Annotated in this window: 10 protein-coding genes; 4 read left to right on the top strand and 6 right to left on the bottom strand. The window is 59.8% G+C overall.

The features are described from left to right. Window positions 1–232: 232 nt before the first annotated feature. On the bottom strand, window positions 233–853 hold the full coding sequence (locus HMPREF2708_RS10790; RefSeq protein ID WP_070834226.1) for a transglycosylase family protein: 621 nt from the start codon (window positions 851–853) through the stop codon (window positions 233–235). Window positions 854–1,723: 870 nt separating this feature from the next. On the opposite strand from HMPREF2708_RS10790, the gene HMPREF2708_RS10785 reads away from it, so the two are divergent. Beyond that, complete coding sequence (locus HMPREF2708_RS10785) at window positions 1,724–2,155, top strand: cold-shock protein (RefSeq protein ID WP_070834225.1); 432 nt, start codon at window positions 1,724–1,726, stop codon at window positions 2,153–2,155. A 70-nt stretch (window positions 2,156–2,225) separates the two neighbouring features. On the opposite strand, the gene HMPREF2708_RS10780 is transcribed toward HMPREF2708_RS10785, so the two are convergent. Together HMPREF2708_RS10780 and HMPREF2708_RS10775 are read right to left on the bottom strand one after the other, a co-directional pair. Continuing rightward, the gene (locus HMPREF2708_RS10780; RefSeq protein WP_246840415.1) at window positions 2,226–2,765 is read right to left on the bottom strand and encodes a DUF2771 family protein; all 540 of its coding nucleotides are present in this window, start codon (window positions 2,763–2,765) and stop codon (window positions 2,226–2,228) included. A 77-nt stretch (window positions 2,766–2,842) separates the two neighbouring features. Continuing rightward, window positions 2,843–4,027, bottom strand: a complete 1,185-nt coding sequence (locus HMPREF2708_RS10775; protein WP_070834223.1) for a glutaminyl-peptide cyclotransferase — start codon at window positions 4,025–4,027, stop codon at window positions 2,843–2,845. 23 nt (window positions 4,028–4,050) lie between these two features. Between HMPREF2708_RS10775 and HMPREF2708_RS10770 the strand changes: the two genes are divergently transcribed. The 3 genes from HMPREF2708_RS10770 to HMPREF2708_RS10760 all read left to right on the top strand — a co-directional run bounded on the left by HMPREF2708_RS10770 (window position 4,051) and on the right by HMPREF2708_RS10760 (window position 7,297). After that, on the top strand, window positions 4,051–4,743 hold the full coding sequence (locus HMPREF2708_RS10770) for a DUF3027 domain-containing protein (RefSeq protein WP_224786610.1): 693 nt from the start codon (window positions 4,051–4,053) through the stop codon (window positions 4,741–4,743). A gap of 157 nt (window positions 4,744–4,900) precedes the next feature. Further along, a complete protein-coding gene (locus HMPREF2708_RS10765; protein ID WP_070834221.1) occupies window positions 4,901–6,415 on the top strand; it encodes an NCS2 family permease in 1,515 nt (504 codons plus the stop codon). Between the two features lie 9 nt (window positions 6,416–6,424). Then, complete coding sequence (locus HMPREF2708_RS10760) at window positions 6,425–7,297, top strand: TrmH family RNA methyltransferase (RefSeq protein ID WP_038626414.1); 873 nt, start codon at window positions 6,425–6,427, stop codon at window positions 7,295–7,297. A 3-nt stretch (window positions 7,298–7,300) separates the two neighbouring features. Here HMPREF2708_RS10760 and HMPREF2708_RS10755 read toward each other — a convergent pair whose 3' ends face one another. The 3 genes from HMPREF2708_RS10755 to serC all read right to left on the bottom strand — a co-directional run bounded on the left by HMPREF2708_RS10755 (window position 7,301) and on the right by serC (window position 10,708). Next, complete coding sequence (locus tag HMPREF2708_RS10755) at window positions 7,301–8,206, bottom strand: DUF6928 family protein (RefSeq protein ID WP_070834220.1); 906 nt, start codon at window positions 8,204–8,206, stop codon at window positions 7,301–7,303. A gap of 15 nt (window positions 8,207–8,221) precedes the next feature. Continuing rightward, entirely contained in the window at window positions 8,222–9,349 is a 1,128-nt protein-coding gene (gene sepH, locus HMPREF2708_RS10750) for a septation protein SepH (RefSeq protein WP_070834219.1), read from the bottom strand. Between the two features lie 222 nt (window positions 9,350–9,571). Further along, the gene (serC, locus tag HMPREF2708_RS10745) at window positions 9,572–10,708 is read right to left on the bottom strand and encodes a phosphoserine transaminase (RefSeq protein WP_049171366.1); all 1,137 of its coding nucleotides are present in this window, start codon (window positions 10,706–10,708) and stop codon (window positions 9,572–9,574) included. Window positions 10,709–10,878 lie beyond the last annotated feature (170 nt).

Genomic DNA, 10,878 nt, shown 5'->3' with positions numbered 1-10,878 from the left:
GTGGTGATGCATTCACCGCATGAACCTACCAGCCATTTTTCGGCTCATTTTTGACATAAACGCAGTCACTAACTCGCGTTGGCACGCGGTCGCCAGCCATAAACGCAGGCAGTAACTCACGCAGGCAGTAACTTACATTGGGCCGGTACCGCCAACCTGCTGAAGACAAACAGTAGCCCCGAAGGTGGATTACCTTCGGGGCTACTGTGATGAGCTGGCTAGCTCGAAAGCCTTAGATCAGGCCCTGCAGCTTCGACAGGTCGAACGGAATGGCTGCGACCAGTTCCTGCGGAAGCTCAATCTGGCCGGTCAGTGCACGGAACTCAGCGATGAGTGCCTGAGCGTCGGACAGGCTGTCGACGTTGGAGAGGCGGTCAGCGAACTGCTGGATCAGGTCGGTCTTGGAGTCGGAAGCAGCAGCTGCCGGAGCGGCCTGTGCGCGAACAGGAGCGGCGCCCTGGCTCGGGTGCGGGCGATCGGTCGGGCCGGAGGAGAGACCCAGGCTTGCGGAGCAAGCCGGCCATGCGCCCCAACCCTGCTGAGCCAGAACCTTCTCAGCAACGTAGATTTGCTCCTCGCGGGAAGCCTGATCAGCGGTCGAAGCGAACTCGTTACCACCGAAAGCGTTCCAGGTGCTTGCGGAGAACTGCAGGCCGCCGTAGTAGCCGTTTCCGGTGTTGATGTGCCAGTTGCCACCGGACTCACACTGTGCCAGGCGATCCCAGTCGGAGTCCGGAGCTGCAGAAGCGGTCGGTGCGAAGATAGCGGCACCGGCACCGAGGATTGCGCCGGTCAGTGCAACCTTTGCCGAAGTGGAAGCGAAGGTGTTGGTCTTAGCTGCGTGGCGAGCCATATGAAAATTTCCTTTTCGTCGATTTTCTTTGTGGCGCCAGTGGGGCTAATGCAACCCCATCTCACTCTTATGGAAAGTTCTTCACGTTGTTGGTAACGGGCCGATGTCATCGCACTGGAGTGAGATGAAGGCGATCTATGCGACTTCGTCCGTTAAACGCGTCGATTGCACACCGTAGCGGTTGGTAACGAAATAGTCACGCGAATCGCCGGATTCTTAATTTTGAGCGCAGGTGCGAGATATGCATAAAAGTAGGTGAAACCGCAGGTAGTGGACGCGACTGTTATTGGTGGTGTGTAAGTTAAGACTCTATAATGTGATAAAGCTCACGTTATCGTCTTGTTATTTTTCTTGTTTTTGCGCGTCTCCGGCACTTGAAAAGAGGTCATAAGAGATAGCCATAAAGAACGAACGCTGGCAGTTAGTTGCGGGATCTGTGCGTCAATCCGCGAGCGTGCTCACTTCACGCAAATCCATCTTCCCTTTATGTCCCCATCTATGGGTATAATTGAGTTCTTTAGGTAATCGGAGGTGGCGTGCTCATGCACGCCGCTACCGCTGCCGCCACTTCGCACTAGTAAGCAGTAATAAATTATGTGTTCCCGGTTGGAGTGCGTCCTGTTTTGGTCGCACCTTAATTAAAGGAACAGCATTAAGACAGCGCCCGGCCCGGCATATCCTCGCGGTCCTGTCTGGCTAAGCTCGCCTCGAGCGAGCCTCTAACTCTGGCTGTCTGTGCGTGCGAGGACAGTGGCAAGTGCGGAAGAATTGCATCTCCGATCCGAAGACCCCCGAAGGGCAGTCACCACTGCGCAAGGGGAACGAGGTTGAGTGCCCCCAGTCGTAGGGCACGGGAAGGTTAGGTGGAAAGTGCCCATCGGTAAGGTCAGGTGGTACGACAAGGACCGCGGTTTTGGCTTCGTGTCGAATCCGGACGGTGAAGATGTCTACATCGGCAAGAACGTGCTGCCGAAAGGCGTGGAAGAGCTTGTAACTGGTCAGCGCCTGGAGTACGACTACGCTGACGGCCGCCCAGGCCCGCAGGCCCTGCGAATCAAGGTGCTCGACGAGGGACCGCGCGGTGCCCGTCACCGCCGTGGCGGGGCAGGCGGGGGCGCAGGTGTCCGTCGTCAAGCGAAGAAGTACAGCCCCAGCGATCTCAACGGCATGATTTCGGACATGATTTCCATGCTGGAGTCGACGGTGCAGCGTGACCTGCGCGCCGGGCGTTACCCGGAGCGTAAGGACGGCCACCAGATGGCTGAAGTCCTGCGTGCAGTCGCGCGCGAGCTGGACTCGTAAGTCGTTAGAAGATGTGAAAACGCCCGCTCACGCAGGTGGAAACCTCAGTGAGCGGGCGTTTTGCTGTGCTTTACGACGATTCGTTGACGATCGACCAAGTAATGCCGTAGGTCGTCTCTTCGCCCTCGGAGTTCTTTCCGATGAGCGCGGTGGAAACCTCCACGACCCCGAGCGGGGTGCGTTTGCCGGCAACAGCTGCGGAGCCGGCGATGGTCTCGGTCGTGGCTTCGCCCGGATCCTTGCGAGAGGTGGAGTTGACCGCATCGTCGGAGAAGAAGCGCTGCAGCGTCCAAGAGTTAGAGCCAACAGTGGAGCCGACGTTAACCTCAGCTGTCTCCTGCTCGCCCAGGGAAATCTTGGCGGCGTTGGCCTCAGTCGTGGTGCAGGCATTCTTCTCAAAGAGGTCGCAGACGCGGTAGGGAAGAACTTCTGTGGTTTCGCCGTCCTGGTTGACCTCGATGGACAGCGCGTGTGGGTCGTCGATTGCCTGGTTGGCCCACTTATTGACAGCAAGGACGATGCCGGTGACGACAAGACCCACCACGACAATAGCGCCGACAACCACGAACGCCTTACTATTCTGTTGCCAGCGGCGCCTACTCGATCCCATCAACTCTCACTTCCCGACATTCGTAACGGAATTGAAGCTACGTTCAGTCACACTAGCCGTTCTCGGGCCAGATACTGCTATTCACTCACGGTAACACGGTAGGCTGTGGGCCATTTCTTCCCTGTAAGCAGGAACTGACGGGTTCCATCGGGCGAGGTAGAGGAAGAATCCGGCATCAGCGCAATGCCGTTGAGCACATCAATACTGTTTTGCTCTGCCGGGGAGAGATGCGCGTACAGGTCGCGGAAGAGCTCGGTGGCATCGACGATGCCTGTGACCTTTCCGTCTTCCGGGTTGATGCGGTAGATGAAGGGACTCTGCCAGACGTTGGCCCAAATCTCGCGGTGCGATTGCGGGGAGGTTGGTCCGTCTGTGTTGCTCTGGCTGTTTGAATCGCTTGTGTCCGCCGGTGCTTCGTCTGGTGCTTCGTCCGGTGCTTCGTCCGGAGCTGCGTCCGGATCTACGTCGGTGTCGACAGTGACGCACTCGAGTTCGTTGAGCCACGTTGTCTCCGTGCCTGCCGCAGTGACGGGCAGTTGACGCAGGGATGAAAGGGCATCAGGGGAGCGGAAAGTGAGGGTGCCACTGCCATCGGAGGTCACGATGGTGTCATCGAAGGAGCACGCGCCCCAGCCCTCGGCGTCAAAGGGAACCTCGCGACGCTGCTTGAGAGTAGCCGCGTCGCGTTCTATGGCGCGTCCTTCCTTCCACGTCAGCTGCCACACGGTATCTCCATGACGCGTGATTCCCTCGCCGAAGAGTTCAGGCTGCAAATCTTCCACGTTGGTCGGCTCGGCTGCAGAGTTGTCGAGCCACTGCGGCAATCGGTAAATCTGGGACTCACCGTAGAGGCCGGTTCCCATCAACAAAGAGCCATCCGGTTCGAACTCAAGGCCCTGGACAAAAGGCGCAGAGGCATTCTTCTCAGCGGGAAGTGGTGGAGCGGAGATGGGATAGGACTGCTCGATGGTCAGTTTCAGTGTCGGAACGTCACCGAGCCCCGGCACCTTATCGGCACCGACCAGCTCGGAGGGGTTAACCGAAGCTGAAGTCGACCTTGGGGCGGTGCCGGAGTTCGAACCCGCACTAGCTCCACTAGCTGGGGCCTCGCCTGAGGAATTGCTATCTGAACCTGTTTCAGTCGCACAACCGGCCAATAGGGCGGCAGTTGCCACGGAGAGGATGGCAGCTCGGGCCGTCGTAAAGCGTGATGAGTGGAAGGGGCGGGCGGGTTTTGCGTCGCCCGACGGGAATCTGTCCATAGCTTCACTCTAGGATAGGAAACGTGACTGAAAATCGACGACGTTCCCGAAACAGCCGCCGACGGGGGAAGGTGATGAATCACCAGGCGGTCGACACTGCCCGCACCGCGATTGAAGAGCTGGGGGAGGGGCCTGCCGGCGCGCACACCGGCGTAAGCGTCGTAGGCGAGGGCGTTGCGGTGCATCGTTTTGCAGCTGACCTGCCCGGATACAGGGGCTGGGAGTGGCATGTGGTAGTCGCGTGCGCGCCGGGCACTCAACAGGCGACGGTCAGTGAAGTGGCTCTTGTCCCTGGCGAAACCGCGCTGCAGGCGCCTGAATGGGTGCCCTACGAGGAGCGGTTGCGCCCCGGTGACCTCGGTCCGCGTGATCTGTTGCCGGCTGCGGTGGGAGATGAGCGACTCGACGGCGATGACTTGCAGACCCGCACGCTGTCGGTCCGTGGTGTAGAAGATACCGAGCAGCGCTGGGAAGAGGGCGATACCGGCCCAGAGAGCGACTTTGCTCGGGAAGCACTGCACCGCTGCCGAACCTGCGCCTTTATGGTCCCGTTGACCGGGCCGCTCGGTAAGAACTGGGGCGTGTGCGTCAACGAATGGACATTCGATGCCACGGCCGTAAGCTTTGACCACGGCTGCGGTGCTCACTCTGCGATCCCGGAAGTTACAGGGCAGGGCGCTCCGGTGGCGGAACCCTACCAGGATTCGCACCTGTAGCTTCCCGCCCAGGCAAACGCGATGACGAAGACGGCGCAGTTTCAACACCGCTGTGGTCCCAGAGACTGCACTGTGGCGGCTTTCAGCACAAAAATTCCGCTCTGACACGGATAAACACGTGACACGGATAAAAAGAGACTCTAGAGAGGCATAAAAAATGGACAAAGGTACGTCCACCTCTGCAACATCCTCAGATGAGGCGAAGGACTCCAAGCCTGCACGGTCGGGGAACCATCTTTCGGCAGTGGACCGCTATTTTCACATCACGGAGCGCGGTTCGACGACCGTAACCGAGATTCGCGGTGGCGTAGTGACCTTCTTCGCGATGGCCTACATCATTCTGCTCAACCCGCTGATCCTCGGCAATATCGAGGATGTCAACGGCAATAGCCTGGGAATACCGCAGGTCGCCGCTGTCACCGCGCTCGCCGCGGGCGTCATGACCATTACTTTTGGTCTCTTTGCCAAGTACCCCTTCGGCATTGCGACGGGCCTGGGCATCAACACCTTGGTTGCCGTGACATTCGTTGCTAACGAGGGGCTGGCCTGGGAAGAAGCGATGGGTCTGGTCGTGCTCGACGGCGTGATTATCGTGCTGCTGGCGCTGACCGGATTCCGAACAGCTGTCTTCCACGCGATTCCGTCCGATATGAAGGCCGCGATGAGTGTGGGCATCGGCCTATTCATCGCCATGATTGGTCTGGTCGACGGTGGCCTGGTTCGCCGTATTCCCGATGCCGCGGGCACGACTGTTCCGGTACAGCTCGGCATCAATGGTCAGATCGCCTCGTGGCCGACCGCCGTGTTCGTCCTCGGGCTGATTATCTGCGGCATCATGGTTGTCCGCAATATTCCAGGCGGCCTGTTTATCGGCATCGTGCTGAATACCATCATTGCGCTCGCAGTCGAGGCCTTGACGGATGCGGGCCCCTCCTTTGCTGATGGCAAGCCAGTGCCGACCGGTTGGAATCTCGCGGTGCCGACTCTGCCGGACCGTGTAGGCGGCATGCCGGACTTGTCCCTCGTTGGAGCTGTTGATCTTTTCGGCTCCTTTGCCCGCGTCGGTGCCCTCAGCGCCACCATGCTGCTGTTCACTTTGGTCCTGGCTAACTTCTTCGATGCCATGGGCACGATGACTGGTCTGGGCAAGCAGGCCGCACTTGTCGATGAAGACGGTGTGCTGCCGGACATGAAGCGCGCACTGGTTGTCGAAGGCACCGGTGCCATCGTCGGCGGTGCAGTCAGCTCCTCATCGAACACTGTCTTTGTGGACTCCGCAGCGGGCATCGCCGATGGTGCACGCACTGGTCTTGCCAACATTGTCACCGGCATCCTCTTTCTGGCGGCGATGTTCTTCACCCCGCTCTATGAAATCGTGCCCATCGAGGCCGCCGCGCCTGTGCTGGTCATCGTCGGTGCCATGATGATCGGGCAGATCACCGAGATTGATTTCACCCGTTTCGACATCGCACTGCCAGCATTTTTGACTATTGTCACCATGCCGTTTACCTACTCGATTGCAAATGGCATCGGCATCGGTTTCATCACCTTTGCTGCGATGGCTATCTTCTCGGGTCGTGCCAAGTCCGTACACCTGCTGATGTGGATTGTCTCCGGCCTGTTCGTTATCTACTTCGCTGCCGATCCGTTCACCGCTCTGCTGGGCGGCTAAAGAGCTTCCATGAGTACCACCACATCCCTCGAACGCTTTGCGCCCATCGTCGTCGACGATCCCGCCGACAGCCGTCTCGATGACATCCGCAACCTCAACAAGTCCGATTCCCGCCCCGATCTGCCCGGTGGGAAGGGCCTCGTCATCGCCGAAGGCACGCTCATTGTGCCGCGGTTAGTGCGCTCACGCTTTCCGCTCCGCGCAGTCTTTGGTACTCGCCAGAAGCTCGCATTGCTTGCCGACGGACTGACCGCGAGCGAGGCCGATATTGCGGAAACTGTGCCCTGGTTTGAACTCGACCGCGAAGTTCTGGCCGCAGCGGCCGGATTTGATCTTCACCGTGGCCTGCTGGCCACCGCTGACCGCGCGCCGGAGCTATCGGTGGACCAAGTTCTGAGTGGAGCCACCACCTTGGCTGTGATGGAGGGTGTTGGGGACCACGAGAACATCGGGGCTCTGTTCCGTAACGCGGCGGGTATGGGCGTGGATGGGGTTGTCTTCGGAGCGGCCTGCGCCGATCCGCTGTATCGCCGCAGCGTGCGTGTTTCCATGGGGCATGTGCTGACAGTCCCATTTGCGACTCTGCCCGGTACTACGACCACCTGGCAGCGAAGCCTGGACCAACTCAAAGAGCAGGGCTTCCGCGTGGTGTCGATGACCCCTGCGGGCACGGTGGACCTGTGGGATGCCATGGACACGGACAAGGTCGCGATTCTCGTTGGCGCTGAGGGGCAGGGACTTACCGAGCACGCGATGGCAGCCACCGATGTGCGTGCCCGCATTCCCATGTCACCGGGAACTGACAGCCTGAATGTGGCTACCTCCGCAGCAATTGCGTTCTACGAGCGACTGCGCGTTCAGTCGCAGCGTGCAGGGCAGTAGAAACTATTTCCCGAACTTGCCTCGCGCCCGCTGCCAGGTGCGGCCAGCGAAGTTCTTGGCCTTAGCCCCAAAGCGACTGAGCTCCTCCAGAAAGTCCCGGTTCGGCTCTGCATTATGAACCTCGTAGTCGTCGTAGGCGCGGTCAAGCTCTGCGCCAGACTCGGAGGAACCCGGCTCACCCATTAGCCCGCGCGGACTACGAGACGTCGAATACGAAGTTCCGGGAGCCGCACGACGGCCATCGACCGCAAAACCACTAACAGGGATATCTGTAGCGGGCGAATGCGGGTCGAATCCGAGCCAGTCGGTGATGACGGCGTCGGCAAGCTCTGCCGGAATGAACGGCAAACCGACCCCTTCGCGTGGACGTGAAGCCGTACCTTCGGAAGCGTCGGGCATTGGGCGGTGCTTGCCCGCCCAGAAGCTGCCCTCTGCGGGGCAGGGAAGACCGATGTCTTCCAGTGTGCGGTAGCGAGTAGCGGAGAAAGCGCGCTTGAGCTCACCATCGTGCCAATGCGCAAAGGCACCGAAGCCCGTGGATTTATTCGACACACTCGCGTAGACGTCCGTGGCGGCAATCTCCTGGCGCAGACGAGGCGACAGCTTGGACAGCTGCGAGACATCATCGAGAACCGTCTGCAGTACGGCAACGCCCTCAAAGCCACCGATGTAGTATTCGCCGTCACCGGTTTCCGCCGAGCGGTTGAGCGGGAAATCACCAATTGGTGTTACCGGCAGCGTCGAATCATAGAGAGCTAGGAAACGTCGCCCGAAACCGCGGTCATGCTGAACACCTGTCTCCAAGGTCGCAGCAGGGTCATTGGTGCTGATAAACCAAATCGTGACTACACCGCGGCGAATCGCGGAGAATTCGAAATCAGAAGCGTTGCCACTGGTCATGGAGCTCATTGTCGAGGCAAACTCCTACTTCTTCGGGCCGTTCGGACGTACGCCGAGAAGCACATCCTCCCACGACGGCATGACAGTCTTCTTCTTGCGCTTCGGCTGCTCCGCGTCCGGGTGCTGCAAGAACTCCGCCTCGTCAATATCGTCGTCGGCGGCGTCGCTTTGCGACGGAACGTCCTGCTCCCCGCGGCCTCGCTGCGGCTCCGCCGAAGACTGCCATGCGGCTGGCATCTCAGAGGTATCCGCGGTATCAGCAGCCCGATTGGCCTGCGGAGCCAAGTCTCGGTTGCGGCGGGCAAAGTCGGGGTCAATCAGCTCTGCTGCCAGCTCATTGCGAGCAATGGTGAGCGCGGAAAGTCCCTCCGCCTGGTAACTCCACTCGGCCACGTTGGTGGTGTGGCCGACATTCCAAGTAACCGTCACAATCCACTGTCCGCTCGGGTCGCGGTAGGCATCCCACGAGGCATCGGCGAGTTCTTGACCACGGGCGGCAAAAGCGGTGGCGAGAATCTCCCACAAGGACAATTTGGCCGGGCCATCAATACGACGTGGCTTCGACTGCTTGCCGAGCTCCGCAATACGTGCGCGCTCCGCAAGCACCGGGTAGGCGAAGGACTCAATCTTGCGCGGCTGCATGCCGCTGTACTCAATGAGCTCCTCGACCGTCTGGCCGCTGCGAATGCGATCCTGAATCTCGCGCGGCGACAAAACGACGCGAGGCTCTTCCAGAACTGGCTTCGGCGCCGTTGGAGTCTTTTTCGGTGCCCCGCCTGACGCACCGGAGTTGTCGGCCGCCTCGCTGCCTTCGGCCGAGTCTCCGCTTGCAGTGGTGGCGTCCGCTGTGCTGCCACCAGTGGAATTTCCGTCGGTGGAACCGCTCTGTGCGGTAGCACTCTCCCCAGAGCTACCGCTGGCAGTGGCGGTGGTGGTGCTTGATCCGTCGGCAAGCGATGCGGAATCAGCTGCAGCAGGGGAACCGGTGGCATCGGCGAGCTCGAAGTGCTCGACCAGGAAAGTGCGTAGGTTCTCGTCGAGAGGCAGCGTGAAGCGAAGTCCCTCCTGTCGTTCCTGCTCGGTGATATCAGCGGGAACGAGAATCAGTGAATCGGTCACATCGCCGTCCAGAACTGGCTTCAGCTCCCTCATGCGAGAACCTCCTTGTTGGTCGACGTTATAAGTAATGCTCACTAATCATGGTAAACGACAAAACTCCCGCGTCACGGACAATTGGGGCAATGCCCTTGCGCGTGGCGCGGGAGTTAAGCGGCTGAGGCCGGTAAACGGAGACTGCTTTGCGGCCAATTTGCCGTTACTTTGCAGTGGCCATGCCGCTACTTGGCAGCTGTCATGCTGGTAGCTGCCGTGCTATTACTTGGCAGCGTAGCCGTTGTCCAGAACCCAGTCGATAGCGCCAGTCAGACGACGGATGTCCTCCGGGTCGATGGCCGGGAACATACCGATGCGCAGCTGGTTGCGGCCCAGCTTGCGGTACGGCTCGATGTCGAGGATGCCGTTGGCGCGCAGAACCTTGGCGATCTGTGCGGCGTCGATGTTGTCCTCGAAGTCGATGGTGCCGACGACCAGCGAGCGCTTCGCAGCATCGGTGACGAACGGAGTTGCCTCCGCGCGGTTCTCAGCCCAGTTGTAGAGGTGGGAGGAGGACTCGGTGGTGCGAGCGACCATGCCGTCGAGGCCCCCGTTGGCGTTCATCCACTTGACCTGATCAGCCAGCATCAGCAAAGTACCGACGGCCGGGGTGTTGTAGGTCTGGTTCTTGCGGGAGTTATCAACGGCAGTCTGCAGGTTCAGGAAAGCCGGGATGAAACGGTCGGAAGAATTGATCTTCTCAATACGCTCGATGGCAGCCGGAGACATTGCAGCCAACCAGATGCCGCCGTCAGAAGCGAAGCACTTCTGCGGGGAGAAGTAGTAGACGTCAGCCTGGGACATGTCGACCGGGAGGCCGCCGGCGCCGGAGGTGGCGTCGATAGCCACGAGCTGGCCCTCGGAGCCTGCCGGGCGGGTGACCGGAACCATGGTGCCGGTCGAGGTCTCGTTGTGAGCCCAACCAATAAGGTCAACGCCCTCTTCGCCAGCGACAACCTCAGGTGCGGAACCCGGCTCTGCTTCGATGATCTGCGGAGCGTCGAGCCACGGAGCCATCTTGGAGGCCTTGGCGAACTTGGAGGAGAACTCACCGTAAGTCAGGTGAGCGGACTTCTTCTCGATGAGCCCAAAGGTGGCAGCATCCCAGAAAGCGGTTGCGCCGCCGAGGGACAGGACAATCTCGTAGCCTTCCGGAAGCTGGAAGAGCTCAGCCAGCCCCTCGCGAACCTCACCAACAACGTTCTTCACTGCCGGCTGACGGTGGGAGGTACCCATGATAGAGGTACCGCCGTCAACGATTGCCTGAATCTGCGCCGGGCGAACCTTCGATGGACCGCAGCCAAAGCGGCCGTCGCCGGGCTGGAACTCTTCAGGGAGGACTGGGAATTGATCGCTCATATGAGGTGCAACCTTTCAAAGTGCATTCAAAGTGAAGCTTGATATACAGCCGTTGTCTTCAAACTCTAGCGGTAATCGGGGGTAGTTATAGCAAAAGGGTGGGGTTCAATTGCCCCCGCTTCCGTACTTTGCATAACAAAACAGGGTGGATTGGCGTATTTGCGAAGTTT

This window comes from Corynebacterium sp. HMSC073H12, from assembly GCF_001837775.1.
GTDB classification, from domain to species: Bacteria; Actinomycetota; Actinomycetes; order Mycobacteriales; family Mycobacteriaceae; genus Corynebacterium; species Corynebacterium amycolatum.
The sequence above is the reverse complement of the archived record's forward strand: the minus strand, read 5'-3'. Positions and strand labels throughout refer to the sequence as shown.

What these genes read in the sequence shown, in the direction of transcription:
- HMPREF2708_RS10780 (WP_246840415.1), bottom strand. Translation starts at nt 2,765, where the DNA reads ATGGGATCGAGTAGGCGCCGCTGGCAACAGAATAGTAAGGCGTTCGTG.
- HMPREF2708_RS10760 (WP_038626414.1), top strand. Translation starts at nt 6,425, where the DNA reads ATGAGTACCACCACATCCCTCGAACGCTTTGCGCCCATCGTCGTCGAC.
- sepH (WP_070834219.1), bottom strand. Translation starts at nt 9,349, where the DNA reads ATGAGGGAGCTGAAGCCAGTTCTGGACGGCGATGTGACCGATTCACTG.
- HMPREF2708_RS10765 (WP_070834221.1), top strand. Translation starts at nt 4,901, where the DNA reads ATGGACAAAGGTACGTCCACCTCTGCAACATCCTCAGATGAGGCGAAG.
- serC (WP_049171366.1), bottom strand. Translation starts at nt 10,708, where the DNA reads ATGAGCGATCAATTCCCAGTCCTCCCTGAAGAGTTCCAGCCCGGCGAC.
- HMPREF2708_RS10775 (WP_070834223.1), bottom strand. Translation starts at nt 4,027, where the DNA reads ATGGACAGATTCCCGTCGGGCGACGCAAAACCCGCCCGCCCCTTCCAC.
- HMPREF2708_RS10790 (WP_070834226.1), bottom strand. Translation starts at nt 853, where the DNA reads ATGGCTCGCCACGCAGCTAAGACCAACACCTTCGCTTCCACTTCGGCA.
- HMPREF2708_RS10755 (WP_070834220.1), bottom strand. Translation starts at nt 8,206, where the DNA reads ATGAGCTCCATGACCAGTGGCAACGCTTCTGATTTCGAATTCTCCGCG.